13 protein-coding genes and 2 pseudogenes are annotated in these 17,844 nt (G+C 42.6%); 8 read left to right on the top strand and 7 right to left on the bottom strand.

Annotated elements, in window-relative coordinates:
• Positions 1–17: 17 nt before the first annotated feature.
• Positions 18–560, bottom strand: coding sequence for an RBBP9/YdeN family alpha/beta hydrolase (locus C228_RS0109690; protein WP_018652422.1), 543 nt, complete (start codon positions 558–560; stop codon positions 18–20).
• Positions 561–789: 229 nt separating this feature from the next.
• On the opposite strand from C228_RS0109690, the gene yiaK reads away from it, so the two are divergent.
• From yiaK to C228_RS0109660, 6 genes and pseudogenes are all read left to right on the top strand, one after another.
• Positions 790–1,788 (top strand): 3-dehydro-L-gulonate 2-dehydrogenase, encoded by a 999-nt coding sequence (yiaK, locus tag C228_RS0109685; protein WP_018652421.1) that lies wholly within the window; start codon positions 790–792, stop codon positions 1,786–1,788.
• Between the two features lie 183 nt (positions 1,789–1,971).
• Positions 1,972–2,444 (top strand): annotated as a pseudogene (locus C228_RS13615) (NanQ anomerase/TabA/YiaL family protein).
• 40 nt (positions 2,445–2,484) lie between these two features.
• Positions 2,485–2,967 (top strand): TRAP transporter small permease, encoded by a 483-nt coding sequence (locus C228_RS0109675; protein WP_018652420.1) that lies wholly within the window; start codon positions 2,485–2,487, stop codon positions 2,965–2,967.
• Complete coding sequence (locus C228_RS0109670; RefSeq protein ID WP_018652419.1) at positions 2,964–4,241, top strand: TRAP transporter large permease subunit; 1,278 nt, start codon at positions 2,964–2,966, stop codon at positions 4,239–4,241. Before C228_RS0109675 ends, C228_RS0109670 begins: the two co-directional genes overlap by 4 nt.
• A 71-nt stretch (positions 4,242–4,312) precedes the next feature.
• Complete coding sequence (locus tag C228_RS0109665) at positions 4,313–5,299, top strand: TRAP transporter substrate-binding protein (protein WP_018652418.1); 987 nt, start codon at positions 4,313–4,315, stop codon at positions 5,297–5,299.
• A gap of 122 nt (positions 5,300–5,421) precedes the next feature.
• Positions 5,422–6,879, top strand: a complete 1,458-nt coding sequence (locus C228_RS0109660; RefSeq protein WP_018652417.1) for an FGGY-family carbohydrate kinase — start codon at positions 5,422–5,424, stop codon at positions 6,877–6,879.
• A 70-nt stretch (positions 6,880–6,949) separates the two neighbouring features.
• Here the strand turns inward: C228_RS0109660 and mioC are convergent, their stop codons facing one another.
• The 5 genes from mioC to ydiJ all read right to left on the bottom strand — a co-directional run bounded on the left by mioC (position 6,950) and on the right by ydiJ (position 14,422).
• Positions 6,950–7,393, bottom strand: coding sequence for an FMN-binding protein MioC (gene mioC / locus C228_RS0109655; protein ID WP_018652416.1), 444 nt, complete (start codon positions 7,391–7,393; stop codon positions 6,950–6,952).
• Positions 7,394–7,513: 120 nt separating this feature from the next.
• Positions 7,514–8,872, bottom strand: coding sequence for a tRNA uridine-5-carboxymethylaminomethyl(34) synthesis GTPase MnmE (mnmE, locus tag C228_RS0109645; RefSeq protein ID WP_018652414.1), 1,359 nt, complete (start codon positions 8,870–8,872; stop codon positions 7,514–7,516).
• Between the two features lie 138 nt (positions 8,873–9,010).
• Positions 9,011–10,639 carry a membrane protein insertase YidC gene (yidC, locus tag C228_RS0109640; RefSeq protein ID WP_018652413.1) on the bottom strand — a complete coding sequence of 543 codons (1,629 nt, stop codon included), beginning with the start codon at positions 10,637–10,639 and terminating at the stop codon, positions 9,011–9,013.
• Between the two features lie 153 nt (positions 10,640–10,792).
• Complete coding sequence (locus C228_RS0109635) at positions 10,793–11,218, bottom strand: hotdog fold thioesterase (RefSeq protein WP_018652412.1); 426 nt, start codon at positions 11,216–11,218, stop codon at positions 10,793–10,795.
• 114 nt (positions 11,219–11,332) lie between these two features.
• Positions 11,333–14,422, bottom strand: coding sequence for a D-2-hydroxyglutarate dehydrogenase YdiJ (gene ydiJ, locus C228_RS0109630; RefSeq protein ID WP_018652411.1), 3,090 nt, complete (start codon positions 14,420–14,422; stop codon positions 11,333–11,335).
• 419 nt (positions 14,423–14,841) lie between these two features.
• Here ydiJ and ompA (C228_RS0109625) point away from each other — a divergent pair, with 419 nt between their 5' ends.
• Positions 14,842–15,963: a porin OmpA gene (ompA, locus tag C228_RS0109625; RefSeq protein ID WP_018652410.1), complete on the top strand. Its 1,122-nt coding sequence runs from the start codon at positions 14,842–14,844 to the stop codon at positions 15,961–15,963.
• Positions 15,964–16,248: 285 nt separating this feature from the next.
• Positions 16,249–17,331, top strand: coding sequence for a porin OmpA (gene ompA, locus C228_RS0109620; protein ID WP_026313270.1), 1,083 nt, complete (start codon positions 16,249–16,251; stop codon positions 17,329–17,331).
• 133 nt (positions 17,332–17,464) lie between these two features.
• Here the strand turns inward: ompA (C228_RS0109620) and tnpA are convergent.
• Positions 17,465–17,844, bottom strand: a pseudogene (gene tnpA, locus C228_RS13610) (IS200/IS605 family transposase); the annotation flags it as partial.

The raw sequence follows: 17,844 nt of genomic DNA, 5'->3' as shown, positions 1-17,844 counted from the left end.
AAGCCGCCCGCTTGTGCCTATTTCAAAATTTGTTTTAAGAGTTCTAATAAAACCGGTAATTCGGTTATTCCGTCTCGATCAATAAAATGCCCACCCTGCGCCAAGCGAATATAATCCGCTTGTAAATATTGCGCCAATCTGTCGCTGAATAAGTGCGGCACAATCTCATCATCTAAGGCAGAAATCACATAAGATTTTGTCGGCAAACAAGCGGTCTGATTTGCGTAAAAAGTTGCAAATGAATCCAGTTCCGGCAAAGTTGGTAATTTTTCATAAAAGCCGGAAACAAAAATTGCAGTATTCACTTTTTGTTGCGTTACCGCCAGATAATTCAGTAACGCAATACAGCCCAAACTATGCCCGATCAATACCGTTTCTTCATTTAATTTAAGCGTATTTTTATGATGTTCCAACCACGCTTGCGGATTCGGGTTATTGGCATCCGGCATTGCCAAACACTCACACTCTACCCCCAATTTTTCCAATGCTTGTTTTAACCACGGAAACCAATTTCGGCTCGGATTCGCCGTATAACCATGGGTTACATATACTTTTTTCATTCTTTATCCTTTTTCTCTGAAATTTAGAAAACGTTTGCTTTGTGCTTAATTTAGCCTAAAAAATGGACTTTAGAAAGTGAGATCTCTGTCACAAGTTGGAAAATTTTTTTATAACTCATTGATTCTAATATATTTTTATTTTTCCCATTTAATTGACTTCCGTGCTGGTGAAGCGTAACTTATGAAACACCATTTTACTATTTGAAACGACATAAATTAGAGGTGTCCAATGAGAGTTTCTTATCAAGATTTAAAAGCTGAATTTAAACGTGTTTTATTGGCTCGTAACGTACGTGAAGAAATCGCAGAAGAATGTGCAACGGTATTTGCCGATACCACTCAAGCGGGTGCATATTCACACGGGGTAAACCGCTTCCCTCGTTTTATTCAGCAGTTGGAAAACGGCGATATTGTACCAGAAGCCGTTCCGACCAAAGTACTTTCATTGGGTGCAATCGAGCAATGGGACGCTCATCAAGCCATCGGTAATCTCACTGCGAAAAAAATGATGGACAGAGCGATGGAACTCGCTTCGCAAAACGGTATCGGTGTAGTGGCGTTACGTAATGCCAACCACTGGATGCGTGGCGGTTCTTACGGCTGGCAAGCGGCAGAAAAAGGCTATATCGGTATCTGCTGGACTAATGCATTAGCGGTAATGCCGCCTTGGGGTGCAAAAGAATGCCGTGTCGGTACCAACCCATTAATTGTTGCCGTACCGACTACGCCAATCACAATGGTAGATATGTCTTGCTCAATGTATTCTTACGGCATGTTGGAAGTTCACCGCTTACAAGGCCGCCAAACCTTTGTCGATGCCGGTTTTGATGATGACGGCCACCCAACTCGTAATCCGGCAACCGTTGAGAAAAACCGCCGCTTAATGCCGATGGGCTTTTGGAAAGGTTCGGGCTTATCAATCGTGTTGGATATGATCGCCACTCTACTTTCTAACGGTGAATCTACTTGCTCGGTAACCGAAGATAAAGATGACGAATACTGTGTTTCACAAGTATTTATTGCGATTGAAGTTGAACGTTTAATTGATGGTAAAACCAAAGACGAAAAACTTAATCGCATTATGGATTATGTAAAAACCGCCGAACCGGCAGATCCGAATGTGCCAGTACGTTTACCGGGACACGAGTTCACCACCATTCTTGCTGATAACATCGCAAACGGTATTCCGGTTGATGAAACCGTATGGGCAAAATTGAAATCGTTGTAAAAAACACTCTCTCCCGCAGGGGGCGAGAGACAGCTTATTGAAGCGTTCAGCGAAATAAGCAGAGAGAGGGAACTCCCCTCTCCCTCCGAAAATCTAAAGATTTTCTCCTCCCTCTCCCACAAGGGGCGAGGGTTAAAAAGGGTAAGCGGTCAAATTCTTTAAAAATTTTACGAGGAACACACGATGTTTTTCGGACACATTTCAAACTACAACCCAAAGCAATACCCGGAAGCGATTCAATACGCATTGCATTATTTAAAAAATACCGATTTTGATACGATGGAAGCGGGCGTTTACGAGCTGAAAGGCAGAGATATTTACGTCCAAGTATTGGATTTGGAAACCAAAGACATTTCAGCATTCCAACCTGAAGTCCACCGTAATTACTTAGATGTGCAATATCTTCACAAAGTCTTCACAAAGGTAAAGAGAAAATGGCGTTTGCGGTAGATAGCGGTAAGAATCCAATTCACACCGCTTACTTGCTGGAACGAGATATACAGTATTATCAAACGGTCGAAAATGAGCAAATTTTTACCTGTGAAACCGGTAATTTTGCCGTGTTTTTCCCGGAAGATTGCCATAGAACAGCGATTTTTAACGGCACTGAAACGATTAGGAAAGTGGTCGTTAAGATTGCAATGACAGAAATCTAGCCAAGGGCGTAAGCCTTAGGATCAAATCAAGGAGCAAAAGATGAAACCCATCGCTCAATTTGTTGGAAAAACGATTGAAGCCTTTGCCGTGATTATTTTATCGGCAATGTCGATTTTGGTTTTCCTCAATGTGGTGCTGCGTTACGGCTTTAACAGCAGTATCAATGTGACCGAAGAAGTTTCTCGCTATATGTTCGTTTGGCTCGCCTTTTTAGGTGCGGTATTGGCATTTAGCGAAAATCAACACGTTAGCGTCACCGTACTCACAGAGAAACTCTCGCCAATCGCTCGTAACGTTTTAAAACTATTTACTGATGCGGCGATGTTATTCTGCTGTTATCTCATCGTAGACGGTAGTTGGATTCAATTCCAACTCAACCTCAACAACCTCGCACCGATTTCAGGTTTACCGCAAGGGATTACTTTCCTTGCTAGCGTAATTGCGGGGGTGTTAATCGGTATTTTGATTATTGCAAGAATAGCGACAAATTTGACCGCTTTAGTTAAGGGAGAGGTGCAATGACAGTCGTAATTTTCCTTGCCGTATTACTTGGTGCAATTATTTTAGGTGTGCCGGTTGCCTTTGCATTACTGATTTGCGGTGTGGCGTTAATGCTTCACTTAGATTTATTTGATGCGCAAATTCTTGCTCAACAACTTGTTAGTGGTGCAGATAGCTTCTCGCTCATGGCAATTCCGTTCTTTATTCTCGCCGGTGAAATTATGAATGAGGGCGGACTTTCTAAACGTATTATCGACTTACCGATGAAATTAGTCGGTCATAGACGCGGTGGTTTAGGCTTTGTAGCGATTCTTGCCGCAATGATTATGGCAAGCCTTTCCGGTTCAGCGGTAGCGGACACTGCAGCGGTAGCAGCAATGTTATTACCGATGATGAAAACTACCGGTTACCCGATTGACCGTTCAGCCGGTTTAATCGGCACTGCGGGTATTATTGCACCGATTATTCCGCCAAGCATTCCGTTTATCGTATTTGGGGTAGCAAGTGGCGTATCTATCACTAAATTATTCTTAGCAGGAATTTTCCCGGGCATTATGATGGGTATCTGTTTAGCTGCCCTCTGGTGGTGGCAAGCCAAACGCCTTGATTTAATGACCTTCTCAAAAGCGACCAAACAAGAACTTTGTATTTCATTTAAAAACAGTATTTGGGCGTTAATGTTGCCAGTAATTATTATCGGTGGTTTCCGTTCAGGTATGTTCACCCCAACCGAAGCCGGTGCGGTAGCAACTTTCTATGCGTTAGTGGTTTCACTGTTCGTTTATCGTGAATTGAAATTCAAAGACCTCTACAAAGTGATTTTAGCGGCGGCAAAAACCACTGCAGTAGTGATGTTCTTAGTGGCAGCGGCAAATGTAACCGGCTGGTTAATTACCGTTGCGGAATTACCGACTATGTTAACCGAATTGCTTGAGCCGTTAATCGAAAGCCCGACAACGTTATTATTAGTGGTGATGTTAGCGGTATTCGTGATCGGTATGGTGATGGACTTAACTCCAACCGTTTTAATCTTAACACCGGTGTTAATGCCGTTAATTGAAGAAGCAGGAATCGACCCGGTTTACTTCGGTGTGTTATTTATTCTTAACACCTCAATCGGCTTAATTACCCCGCCGGTCGGTAATGTATTAAACGTGATTACCGGCGTGTCAAAACTGCCGTTCGACCAAGCGGCAAAAGGCATTATGCCGTATCTATTTATGATGATTGGTTTATTACTGCTCTTCGTATTCGTACCGGATTTAATTTTAGTGCCGTTAAGCTGGATGCAGTAAAAAATTAGCTCCCCCTCTTTGGTAAAGAGGGGAACTAGACAACAAATTCCCAACCTACTTAGGAGACCCCTATGAAATTTTTTAATCTAAAAACTTTATCAGCTTTCGTTGCCAGTGCAGTCGCTTTTTCAGGTGTGGCTAATGCGGAAATCTCGCTTCGTTTCGGTTATGAAGCGCCACGTTCCGACAGCCAACACGTTGCGGCGAAAAAATTTGATGAATTATTAAAAGACAAAACTAAAGGGGAAATCAAACTTAAATTATTCCCGGACAGCACATTAGGTAATGCACAAACCATGATCAGCGGTGTGCGTGGCGGTACGATTGATATTGAAATGTCAGGTTCACCAAACTTCACCGGTTTAGAGCCGAAATTAAACGTGATCGATATTCCGTTTATCTTTAAAGATCGTGAACACGTTTACAAAGTGTTAGACGGTGAAATCGGTCAAGGTTTATTACAAGATCTTGAAAAACAAGGCTTAAAAGGCTTAGCGTTCTGGGATGTCGGCTTCCGTGCTTTCTCTAACTCAAAACATGCCGTCAATAAACCTGAAGACATCAAAGGTTTAAAAGTTCGCACCAACCAAAACCCAATGTATATCAAAGCATTCAGCTTATTAGGCGGTAACCCGGTACCGATGCCGCTTTCCGAACTTTATACTGCGCTTGAAACCCGTGCGGTGGATGCACAAGAACACCCAATCGGTATTTTCTGGTCGGCAAAATTATATGAAGTGCAAAAACATTTAAGCCTCACCAACCACGGCTATACACCATTAATCGTCGTGATGAACAAAGCGAAATTTGACGGCTTAACTCCGGAATTGCAAAAAGTGGTGTTAGATGCAGCAAAAGAGGCAGGTCAATTCCAGCGTGATCTCAACGTGAAAAACGAAAAAGATATTATCGAAAAACTTCGCAAAGCCGGTGTAGAAGTCATCGAACAAGTGGATAACGCACCGTTTAAAGCGGTAATTGAAGCGGAAGTTCGTAAAGACTTTATCGAAAAACACGGTAAAGAATTAGTCGAAAAAGTGGATGCCTTAGCTAAATAAGCATAACAAGCGGTTTGATTTGCAAAAAATTCTGCAAAAATGACCGCTTGTAACAAATTAGGATAAAAAACATAGCAATGATGGGAGGCAATGTTTTGCCTCTCAAATAATTGGAGTAGACAATGAATTACTACCTAGGCATAGACTGCGGCGGTACTTTTGTTAAAGCCGCACTTTTTAACCAAATAGGTGAATTGCACGGCATTCATCGTGAAAATGTGGCGGTTATCAGTGAACAGGCGGGCTATGCCGAGCGTGATATGCAGCAACTCTGGCAGGTATGTGCCGAGGTAGTACGTCAAACTATTGCAAAAAGTGGGATAAATCCGACCGCTATCAAAGGGGTGGGCATTTCGGCACAAGGCAAAGGCGCATTTTTACTTGATCAGCAAAACCAACCGCTTGGCAGAGCGATTTTGTCTTCTGACCAACGTTCTCTATCGATTGTGAAACAGTGGCAGGCGGACGGTATTCCGGAAAAACTTTATCCGATTACCCGCCAGACGTTATGGACCGGACATCCTGTTTCGATTTTGCGTTGGGTACAAGACAACGAGCCGGAACGTTATGCGCAAATCGGCTCGGTCCTGATGTCGCACGACTATTTACGATTCTGTCTAACCGGCGAATTATTTGCCGAAGAAACCAATATTTCCGAAAGCAATCTCTACAATATGGCAACCGGCGAATACGACCAAGCGCTTACCGATTTACTCGGTTTGCAAAATATTTTAGAAAAGCTACCGCCTGTGATTAAACCAAATCAAATTGCCGGCTATGTTACCGAAGCGGCAGCCGAACTAACCAGCTTAGCGGCAGGAACAGCGGTGGTCGGCGGCTTATTTGATGTGGTTTCCACCGCGCGTTGTGCCAACTTAGATGACGAAAGCAAACTGAATGTAGTATTAGGCACATGGTCGGTTGTCAGCGGCATTACCGATAATCTCGACTCGACTCAAACCTTGCCGTTCGTCTATGGTCGCTATGTAGACGAAGGCAAATTTATCGTACACGAAGCCAGCCCGACTTCTGCCGGTAATTTGGAATGGTTTGTGAAACAATGGAAACTGGATTATGCGGAAATTAATCAGCAGGTGGCGAGTCTACCGCCGGCAGCCAGCTCTGTGTTATTTGTGCCGTTTTTATACGGCTCGAATGCTGGCTTAGGTATGCAAGCGGGTTTCTACGGCTTGCAAGCGCACCATAGCCAAGCGCATTTATTACAGGCAATTTATGAAGGCGTGCTGTTTAGTCTTATGCACCACCTCAGCTGTATGAAGCAACGTTTCCCGAATGCAAACGTATTACGTGTGACCGGCGGACCGACCAAATCGCCGATTTGGCTGCAAATGCTCGCCGATTTAACCGGTATGCAATTGAAAATTCCGCAAGTGGAAGAAACTGGTTGTTTAGGTGCGGCATTAATGGCGATGCAAGGCACCGGCGCAGAGATTTCACAAGTACAAGCATTGAAAACAGAAATGTTAAAAGTGCAACCAAACCCGGCAAATTTCGCCGCTTATCAACAAAAATATCAGCGTTATCAACAGCTCACCGAAGCGTTAAAAGCGATGCTTTAAGCGTAAAAAAAGCGGTCGGAATCTTCAAATCTTTTGCAAATTTCGACCGCTTGTCATTTCAAACTATTCGTTATAACTGCTCAACAAAACTTGGCAGCCATGCTTCTGCAGTGCCATCGTGGTCAAAATTATTTGCCACATCAATGCGAACCGATTCACATACCAGCTTCGCACCTTTTGCGATCAAGCTGTTTTCAACGATATCCACCGAATGACAGAAAGTATCGTAATCAGTGCTGCCTAAACCGACCACACCGAATTTCATACCGCTGAGATCTAAATCGCTTGCCGCCAACTCGTCAAATAACGGTTTGATATTATCCGGCAATTCGCCTGCGCCATGGGTTGAAGTCACCACAATTAAATGCGCTTGCTGCTGAATATCCGCCAAGGTCGCTTGGTTGAATAATTCCACTTCAAAACCTTGCGCTGTTAAACAACTTTCGAGGTGGTCGGCAACGTATTCCGCACCGCCTAATGTACTACCTGTAATAATGCAAATTGATTTAGTCATAATGTTCTCGAGTAAGAATGAAACTTAAGCCATTGTAACCAATAATGAATACAGAGCAAGCGGTCATTTTCTGGAAATTTTTTGCAAAATTTTGCCGAAAATCGACCGCTTGTTTCATGATTATTTACCGATACAGAATGAGCTGAAGATATTGCCTAGCAGATCATCCGAGGTAAATTGACCGGTAATTTCGCTTAACGCATTTTGTACCATACGCAATTCTTCTGCGAGTAATTCGCCGGCAAAGAATTGGGTTAATTGGATATGACCGCGCTCTAAATGCTCTGCGGCGGTTTCCAATGCTTGTAAGTGACGGCGGCGAGCTAAGAAGCCACCTTCAGTTGAGCTTTGGTAGCCCATGGAGTTTTTGAGGTGTTCACGTAGTAAATCCACACCCACTTTGGTTTGTGCCGATAAACGAATCAAAGTAAAGCCGTCTAGTTCTTGCAAGCCTTCGCTTTCACCGGATAAATCCACTTTGTTACGAATTACAGTGACCGGAATGTTTTGCGGTAATTTGGCTAAAAAGTCTGCCCATTCAGTTTTAAATGCTTCTGCCGTTTGTTCGGTGCTGTCGATCATCAATAAAACGTGATCCGCCTGTTCGATCTCATCCCACGCACGTTGGATGCCAATTTTCTCAACCTCATCGCTCGCTTCACGTAAACCGGCGGTATCAATAATATGTAACGGCATACCGTCAATATGAATATGCTCACGCAATACGTCACGGGTAGTACCGGCGATATTGGTTACAATCGCCGCTTCTCTGCCCGCCAAAGCGTTTAACAGGCTTGATTTACCGGCATTCGGACGACCGGCAATCACCACTTTCATCCCTTCACGCAAAATCGCACCTTGTTTCGCTTCTTTGCGTACGCCGTTCAGTTGGCGAATAATATCGTTTAAATGCCCTTCGATTTTACCGTCGGCTAAAAAGTCGATTTCCTCATCGGGGAAATCAATCGCCGCTTCCACATAGGTACGTAGATAAATGACCGAATCAACTAACTGATTAATTTTATTGGAAAATTCACCTTGTAGCGATTTTAACGCCGAACGTGCCGCCTGTTCGCTGGTCGCATCAATTAAATCGGCAATTGCTTCCGCTTGTGCAAGGTCGAGTTTATCATTTAAAAACGCTTGCTCGGAAAACTCACCGGCACGGGCAATACGCACGCCTTTAACCGCTAAAATGCGTTTCAGTAAAATATCTAAGATCACTTGACCGCCATGCCCTTGCAGCTCTAACACGTCTTCGCCGGTAAACGAATTCGGTGCTTTAAAGAACAACGCAATGCCTTGGTCTAACACTGTGCCGTCTTGATCTTTAAACGGCAAATAGTTGGCAAGACGGGGTTTTAGCTCTTTGCCCAGCACTTCTTTTGCCACCTCTTGAGCCAATGGCCCCGAGATGCGTAAAATGCCCACGCCCCCACGACCAATCGGGGTTGCCTGAGCGACAATCGTATCTTTCATTTGGTATCCTTTTCTATTAAAGAAGCGGTCGTTTTTGCAAAAAAATTTGCAAATCGGACCGCTTGTCGTTGCTTTATCATACCATAAAAACAAAAAAGCACCGTTGGTGAACAGTGCTTTTTTAATTAAAACGCTCGTTTATTTTCTACGAGAGTGTAAACCTTTTTTCTCAAGGTTACGGTAAATTAACCATTGTTGTGCAATCGTAATTAAGTTTGAAGTTAACCAGTAAAGCACTAAGCCTGATGGGAACCAGAGGAAGAATACCGTGAATAAAACCGGCATGAATGTCATCACTTTTTGTTGTACCGGATCTGCCACTGGTGTCGGCGACATTTTTTGTAACAAGAACATCGAACCACCCATTAATAATGGCAGAATATAGTACGGGTCTTGTGCTGATAAATCTTGAATCCAACCGAAGAACGGTGCGTGACGAAGTTCTACCGCTTCCATAAACGTCCAATATAATGCGATGAAAATCGGCATTTGGATAAGAATCGGTAAACAACCGCCCATCGGGTTTACTTTCTCATCTTTATAGAGCTTCATCATTTCCTGGCTCATACGTTGACGATCATCACCGAAACGCTCACGCATTTCTTGGATTTTCGGCTGTAACATACGCATTTTCGCCATTGAAGTGTATTGCGCTTTGGTTAACGGATAAAGAATCGTTTTAACCACAAGCGTTACACCAATAATTGCTAAGCCCCAGTTAGTCACAATACTTTGAATGAAAGTGAGTAACGCAAATAACGGTTTTGCAATAAACCACGCCCAACCGTAATCTACGGTTAAATCAAGGTTTGCCGCGGTCGCTTCCATCTCTTTTTGATCTTTCGGACCGGTCCATAGTTGGCTGGTAATCGTCGCTTCGCTGTTTGGCGCCACTTCTGTTACCGGACCACGGTAACCGATGGTTGCAATACTGTTGTTAGTACGAGAATAAAGCGAGTTTTGCGCATCTTGATTCGGTACCCAGGCAGAAACGAAGTAGTGTTGTAATACCGCAACCCAACCGGCTTTCGTATCAATATTTAAATTTGCTTTTGCCATTTCATCGAAACTATATTTTTTATAGTTGGTTTCCGATGAAGAATACGCACCGCCAGTATAAGTTGGCATGGTTAAGTTACCAGAGCTTTTCACTAAGGTATGTTTTAACTGACCGTAAGGCTGAACTTCGATTGCTTGTGCAGATTGGTTTTTCACATTGAAGTTCACTGCGACATCATAGCTACCACGTTTTAATATGAAAGTTTTGGTATAAAGTACGCCGTCTTTTTCAAACGTCATTGGCACACTGATTTCATTTTGACCTTCAGCTAATACAAATGCGTCTTGCGCAACTTGGTATTGCGGACGGCCTGTATTGGTATCAATACCGTTTTTACCTACTAAACCACTTTGAGCAACATAAGTTGTTGCACCGGTTTTTAATAATTTAAATGGTGTTTCAGAATTTAATTCCGCATTATGCGCTAATAAATCCGAAGCAATCACATCGCCACCTAAAGTATCGATGGTTAAACGTAATACATCACTTTGGATAGTGATGGTTTTACCTTGGGTTGCATTCTCCGCAATAACGGTATTTGCGTTAGATGCAGCAGGCACATCGCCTGATTGTGATGCAACTTGAGCTTGTTGTTGTGCTTGTTTTTGCGCCTGAATTTCAGGGTTAAAATCTTGTTGCCACTGAGTGAATACAAGGAAAGACACCAATAACAGCCCCAGTACCAGTAAACTACGATTTGAATTCATGTTGAGTTTCTCTTGGGTTAAGGACAGATAAAAAGAAAGGCATTTTATAATAGGTTGGCACTAGATCCAACCGCCTTTTGCGAATAGCGGTCGGATTTAACAAGAATTTTGCAAAAAGTTGATCAAAGTCGACCGCTTGTATTTGATGAGAAACTAACGTTTATCTAAGGTTTTAGTTGAAAGGCGAGCCACGGCGCAAAGGTTGCCTTGTTCGTCTTTAATATCAATATTCCACACTTGAACCTCTCGCCCTAATTTCAGCGGATTCGCGCGGGCAATTGCTTTTGTACCTGCTGGCACTGATTTTAAATGGCTGATATTCAGTTCCATTCCGACCGCAATTTGATGCGCTTCACATACCATTAACGCACCAGCATTGGCAGTGGTTTCCGCTAAAGCGGCTGACACACCGCCATGCAATACACCAAACGGTTGTTGGGTACGCTCATCCACCATCAGCTGCGCTTCAACCCAATCTTCACCGATTGCGGTAAATTCAATACCTAAATGTGCCACCGCCGATTTTTGGCTAAGTGCGTTTAATTGTTCACAAGTTGCAGTTTGCTTCCAAATAGTCATTATGTTTCCTTTATAGCCTTCTTTATAAAAGAAGACATGAATAAAAAGTCACGATCTCTCCTTGCCTTCAATATTGATCCCCCTCTTTAGTAAAGAGGGGTTAGGGGAGATTTACTACGCCACCTCAAGCAATGCCTGAATCGGGTGTTTAACCGAATAATGCTCAAAACGTTTTACTTGCGAACGGCAGGAATAGCCGGTCGCAAGGCAACGCTCCAGCGGTTTATTTTTCAACTTCACTTGCCACGATTGCTGATAAATCGCTTTTGACATTTCAAGATGTTTGGTTTCGTGTCCAAATGTTCCTGCCATACCGCAACAACCGACATTTTCGCTCACGAGCTGTTCGCCGAAATGGGCGAAAATCGCCTGCCACTCTTTTGGTGCATTCGGCAATTCGGTCGCTTCGGTACAGTGTGCGAATAAATACCAGTTCAAGCGGTCGGAATTCACCGATTTTTTGCAATGCTCCAGTTTACCGGCTTGAATCATATCACGTAACCATTCGTGAGCCAGTTGCACTTTGAAATCACCACGTTCCGCTTTTAAGATATCACGATATTCATCACGGTAAACTAAGGTCAGAGCAGGATCAACCGCTACCATCGGTAAGCCGAGTTGGGCGACACGATTGAGAAACTCCGCCTGATTGCGTGCAGTTTTGGCAAACTTACTTAAAAAACCTTTGATATGTTGTGCCTTACCACTCGGTTTAAACGGTAACACCACCGGACGACAACCGAGTTTTTGTAGTAACCGTACAAAATCCGCGACCACTTTCGCATCATAGAACGAAGTGAACGGGTCTTGCACTACCAGCACGGTTTTGCAAAATTCCGCTGATTTTTGACCGCTTGCTTGTGCTTCCAAAGCCTCTAAGGTCACCCCCTGATAACCAATCTCGACCAATTGTTGCTGCAAGTTCGGTACGGAAAGCGCCGGTAAACAAGTCATTCCGATTGTTTTATTCGCTACACTTTCCGCTAATTTTGAGCTGCTGAAAAAGTTAAAAAACTTCGGTGCTTTCGCCATCATCGGTACGAAAAACTCCAGATTAGACACCAGATAATCTTTTGCCGGACGCAAATAACGGCTATGGTACAGCTCATTAAACTGCGATCTGAAAGTCGGCACGTCAATTTTGATCGGACACTGGCTGGCACAAGCTTTACACGCAAGGCAAGTATCCATTGCCGCTTTCACTTCGTGCGAAAAATCATATTTCTTCTGTTTATTCAGCGTGTTGCGAATTTTTACCACAAAATCGGTTAATTTGGCCGCTTGTTTACGCGGTTTGAAGATCAAATCGTCCAGCGATACGTTTTGTTCGGCAAGCAATCTGAGCCATTCTCGAATCAAAGTCGCACGCCCTTTCGGCGAATAAAGGCGGTTACCCGACACTTTCATTGACGGACACATCGTACTATGTACGTCAAAATTAAAGCACAAGCCGTTGCCGTTACAGTTCATCGCTCCTTTAAACGCTTCACGCACTTGGATTGGAATTTGGCGATCAAAATCGGCACGCATTGATGAATCGATCGGGTAAAGCACCGCATTGCTATTCAGCGGTGTACAAATTTTGCCCGGATTCAAGCGATTTTGTGGATCAAACAGCTGTTTGATATAACGTAATTCTCGCCATAATTTTTCGCCGAAGAATTTCTCGCCATACACCGAACGCATACCCTTGCCGTGCTCGCCCCAAATCAAACCGCCGTATTTCGCAGTAAGCTCAACCACTTGATCGGAAATAGCTTTAAATTTTTGCACTTGCGCACGGTCGGTTAAATCTAATGCGGGGCGAACATGTAGCACACCGGCATCTACATGACCGAACATACCGTATTCCAAACCGTGATCATCTAATAATTGGCGGAACTCGGCGATGTAATCAGCAAGATGCTCCGGCGGTACGCAAGTGTCTTCCACAAACGCTATCGGCCTCGCCCAACCTTTGGCATTCCCCAATAAGCCGACCGCTTTTTTACGCATTGCATAAATTTTTTCGATGGAAGCAATATCGTTACAAATTTGATAACCGATAATACCGCTGGTTGAATCCGTCAGTTTCTCGTCTAACGCTTTTATTAAATCCGCAACTTGTTGTTCGATTAACGTCTGATCGCTGCCGGCATATTCCACAATATTAATGCCGAGAATCGGGTTATTCGCATCTTCGGTTAATAAATCGGACACCGAATACCAAATAATGTCTTGTTTCGCCAAATTCAGCACTTTAGAATCGACCGTCTCAACCGACAGCGCCTTGGCTTGAAGCATAAACGGCGCAGAACGCAATGCCGCATCAAACGAATTATATTTAATGTTAATTAAAGTACGGAATTTCGGCAGCGGCAACAAATTTAGCTTCGCCTCACAAACAAAAGCAAGCGAGCCTTCCGAGCCGGTTAGAATACGGGTGAGGTTAAACTCGCTTTCGTCCGCATTAAACACATTTTTTAAATCGTAGCCGGTTAAAAAGCGATTAAGCTGCGGCAACTCGGCAAGTACAGTCGGACGTAACTCACGGCAACAACTGAAAATTTCACGGTGGAGCTGTTTACCTGTAGCGGTTAAGTTCAAGCGGTCGATTTCTGCAAAAAAATCGTCAGATTTGACCGCTTGTGTTTCCAACACTTCGCCGTTCATCAATACCGATTTGATAGCTAAAACATGATCAGAGGTTTTGCCATATTGGAGTGAGCCTTGCCCGGAGGCGTCGGTGTTAATCATACCGCCTAAGGTTGCGCGGTTACTGGTGGAGAGTTCCGGTGAGAAAAACAAACCATGCGGTTTTAGAAATTGGTTAAGTTGATCTTTGACCACGCCGGCTTGCACTCGCACCCAACGTTCTTCTACATTTAATTCAAGGATTTGATTTAGATAGCGGGAGAGATCGACAATAATATTGTTATTCAGCGATTGCCCGTTCGTGCCGGTACCGCCGCCACGAGGGGTAAATGTCAGATGTTGAAAATGCGAACGTTGTGCCAATTTCATTAGAATCACCACATCCGAAACCGATTTAGGAAATAAAATCGCCTGCGGAAGTTGTTGATAAACACTATTATCTGTCGCTAAAGAAAGGCGGTCAGCATAATTAGAAGCAATATCACCGCTAAAATGTTGATATTTGAGTTCTGCTAAAAACTGTATAACCGTTTTATTCAGTTCTGGCGTTTTCGACAATTGTGGAAGCATATTAATTATAGGTATAAATTCGAGGTAAAACGATATTAACAAGATTTGTGAATATTGAAAATGAAAGTGAAGAAAACAAGTTGAATGATTAAAATTATTACACACAGCTCATTAAATCAACAGTTCTATACACTTTCTTACACTTTTAGGGGGGATGGGTTATTGATTTTGTGAATTTGAACTCCGATAATAAACATATTCTTGCTCATTCAATTAGAGAACAAGAATATGTTGTATAGGGATATTGCAACTTTTTTTAGCAAAATTACAAATTTTTGTTGTACTTTTGCTCAGTATCCTAGAAAATTAACTATCTTTCTTCTCTAATGAGGCGAAAGCATATAAGTTAAAGCTTTAGTACCAAGTGGTATTGAAGTTATTTATTTTTTTAATCGATGACAATCTAGAGGATCATCAAAATGAAAAAAACAGTAATTGCATTAGCAGTATCTGGCTTAGCATTAGCTTCAGTAGCTCAGGCAGCTCCACAGCAAAACACCGCATACGCAGGTGCTAAAGTAGGTTGGGCGTCATTCCACGAAGGCGTTCGTCAATTTAACGACAAATATTCAAACGATGCTCGTTATAACTCAGATACAACAGCTTACGGTATCAACCGTAACTCAGTAACTTATGGTGTATTCGGTGGTTACCAAATCTTAAACCAAAACAACTTTGGCTTAGCAGCTGAATTAGGTTATGATTACTACGGTCGTGTACGTGGTAACATTGGTAATTTCCGTGAATTCAAACACTCTGCTCACGGTTTAAATTTTGCATTAAAACCAAGCTACGAAGTATTACCTAACTTAGATGTTTACGGTAAAGTAGGTGTTGCCGTTGTTCGTAACGACTACAAATTCTACGGTGCAGAAAACACTAACGAACCGACAGAGAAATTCCACAAATTAAAAGCATCCACAATCTTAGGTGCGGGTATTGAATACGCAATCCTTCCTGAATTAGCAGCACGTATTGAGTACCAATATTTAAACAAAGCGGGTAACTTCAATAAAGCATTAGTTCGTTCAGGCACACAAGATGTGAGCTTCCAATATGCTCCAGATATCCACTCTGTAACAGCAGGTTTATCATACCGTTTCGGTCAAGGCGCTGTAGCACCAGTTGCTGAACCAGAAGTTGTAACTAAAAACTTCGCATTCAGCTCTGATGTATTATTTGCTTTCGGTAAATCTAACTTAAAACCAGCAGCGGCAGCAGCTTTAGATGCAGCTAATACTGAAATCGCTAACTTAGGTTTAGCTTCTCCTGCGATCCAAGTTAACGGCTACACAGACCGTATCGGTAAAGAAGCTTCAAACTTAAAACTTTCTCAACGTCGTGCTGAAACTGTAGCTAACTACTTAGTTTCTAAAGGTCAAAACGCGGCTAATATAACTGCTGTAGGTTACGGTGAAGCAAACCCTGTAACTGGCACTACATGTGACGCTGTTAAAGGTCGTAAAGCATTAATCGCGTGCTTAGCACCTGACCGTCGTGTTGAAGTTCAAGTCCAAGGTTCTAAAAACGTAACTATGTAATTTAGTGTGTTCTTTATAACTAAATAATAAAAAAACGCCCGCAGCAATATGGGCGTTTTTTATTATTTGATGATATTAAAAGCTACAACGATTTAAAGCAAACCTTTGTCTATAAATCACAAATAGCGGTTTTATTGTATTTTTAGCTCATAATTTGATAAAATAGAATGGTAATAGCAGTTTTCTTTCTTGCATAGCGCACAAGAAAGCATCCAAAACTGGTATTCATTGTCCCCATAACAGGGGTATTTAATGGATGATGATAAAAATTTAGAGGACACCAATATGAAAAAATCATTAGTTGCTTTAGCAGTATTATCAGCTGCAGCAGTAGCTCAAGCAGCACCACAAGCAAATACTTTCTATGCAGGCGCAAAAGCAGGCTGGGCATCATTCCACGATGGCATCGAACAATTAGATGCAGCTAAAGGGGGTAAATATGGTATCAACAAAAACTCTGTAACTTACGGTGTATTCGGTGGTTACCAAATCTTAAACCAAGATAAATTAGGTTTAGCGGCAGAAGTTGGCTATGACTACTTTGGTCGTGTACGCGGTACAGAAAAACCTAACGGCAAAGCAGACAAGAAAACTTTCCGTCACGCAGCTCACGGTGCAGTAATTGCATTAAAACCAAGCTACGAAGTATTACCTAACTTAGATGTTTACGGTAAAGCGGGTATCGCATTAGTAAACAACACATATAAAACATTTAACGCAGCACAAGAGAAAGTGAAAACTCGTCGTTTCCAAAGCTCTTTAATTTTAGGTGCTGGTGTTGAGTATGCAATCCTTCCAGAGTTAGCGGCTCGCATTGAATACCAATGGTTAAACAATGCAGGTAAAGCAAGCTACTCTACATTAAAACGTATGGGTGCAACTGACTACCGTCCGGATATCAGCTCTGTATCTGCTGGTTTATCATACCGTTTCGGTCAAGGTGCAGTTCCTGTTGCAGCGCCAGCAATTGAAACTAAAAACTTCGCATTCAGCTCTGACGTATTATTTGCTTTCGGTAAAGCAAACTTAAAACCGGCAGCAGCTCAAGCTTTAGATGCAATGCAAACAGAAATCAACAATGCAGGTTTAGTAAATGCTGCTATCCAAGTTAACGGTTATACAGACCGTATCGGTAAAGAAGCTTCAAACTTAAAACTTTCACAACGCCGTGCAGAAACTGTAGCTAACTACATCGTTTCTAAAGGTGCACCGGCAGCTAACGTAACGGCTGTAGGCTACGGTGAAGCAAACCCTGTAACTGGCGCAACATGTGACACCGTTAAAGGTCGTAAAGCATTAATTGCTTGCTTAGCACCTGACCGTCGTGTTGAAGTACAAGTACAAGGTACTAAAGAAGTAACTATGTAATAATTATTTTTTGAATTAAAATAACAATCCGCCCGTAAAACGGGCGGTTTTTAGGCTACCCTATAAGGACCTAGGACTTCACAGCCCCTCAAGGGGCATGTGAAAGACTGACAGCTGCAAATAACACCATGGCTTACCCCTTAAAGGGGTCTATATATTCTTTCTTCGATAGACTATCTGAAATCATATCTTCCTTTTCTTGATTCCTAATATATTCCTCAACTACTTTTGTATTAAGCCTACCATACTCACATAATATCCCTTTGCCCAAAAATTTCGGTTTCCATACTTCTACTTCAGATTCGCATGCTTTTCGAATATTATCAGCGAAGATTTTCCTTTCAAATATCCCATAAAACTTGATATTGCCAGTTTCGGGGGAATCTTTACGAGCATATGAATATGGTTCTTCATTGCATGTGCTTTGATAATTTCCACATTTTTATAGTGACATAATTGCTTTAATATCCTTCTATATCCACTCGCAATTTACCATAAATCACTTTTCTTCTA

The sequence above is a fragment of the Actinobacillus capsulatus DSM 19761 genome (assembly GCF_000374285.1).
Lineage (GTDB): Bacteria > Pseudomonadota > Gammaproteobacteria > Enterobacterales > Pasteurellaceae > Actinobacillus > Actinobacillus capsulatus.
The sequence above is the reverse complement of the archived record's forward strand: the minus strand, read 5'-3'. Positions and strand labels throughout refer to the sequence as shown.

Bases quoted from the DNA above. Each gene is read 5' to 3' on its own strand.
- C228_RS0109635 (WP_018652412.1), bottom strand. From the start codon at position 11,218: ATGACTATTTGGAAGCAAACTGCAACTTGTGAACAATTAAACGCACTT.
- ompA (WP_018652410.1), top strand. From the start codon at position 14,842: ATGAAAAAAACAGTAATTGCATTAGCAGTATCTGGCTTAGCATTAGCT.
- yiaK (WP_018652421.1), top strand. From the start codon at position 790: ATGAGAGTTTCTTATCAAGATTTAAAAGCTGAATTTAAACGTGTTTTA.
- C228_RS0109660 (WP_018652417.1), top strand. From the start codon at position 5,422: ATGAATTACTACCTAGGCATAGACTGCGGCGGTACTTTTGTTAAAGCC.
- C228_RS0109675 (WP_018652420.1), top strand. From the start codon at position 2,485: ATGAAACCCATCGCTCAATTTGTTGGAAAAACGATTGAAGCCTTTGCC.
- ydiJ (WP_018652411.1), bottom strand. From the start codon at position 14,422: ATGCTTCCACAATTGTCGAAAACGCCAGAACTGAATAAAACGGTTATA.
- mnmE (WP_018652414.1), bottom strand. From the start codon at position 8,872: ATGAAAGATACGATTGTCGCTCAGGCAACCCCGATTGGTCGTGGGGGC.
- C228_RS0109665 (WP_018652418.1), top strand. From the start codon at position 4,313: ATGAAATTTTTTAATCTAAAAACTTTATCAGCTTTCGTTGCCAGTGCA.
- C228_RS0109670 (WP_018652419.1), top strand. From the start codon at position 2,964: ATGACAGTCGTAATTTTCCTTGCCGTATTACTTGGTGCAATTATTTTA.
- mioC (WP_018652416.1), bottom strand. From the start codon at position 7,393: ATGACTAAATCAATTTGCATTATTACAGGTAGTACATTAGGCGGTGCG.
- yidC (WP_018652413.1), bottom strand. From the start codon at position 10,639: ATGAATTCAAATCGTAGTTTACTGGTACTGGGGCTGTTATTGGTGTCT.
- C228_RS0109690 (WP_018652422.1), bottom strand. From the start codon at position 560: ATGAAAAAAGTATATGTAACCCATGGTTATACGGCGAATCCGAGCCGA.
- ompA (WP_026313270.1), top strand. From the start codon at position 16,249: ATGAAAAAATCATTAGTTGCTTTAGCAGTATTATCAGCTGCAGCAGTA.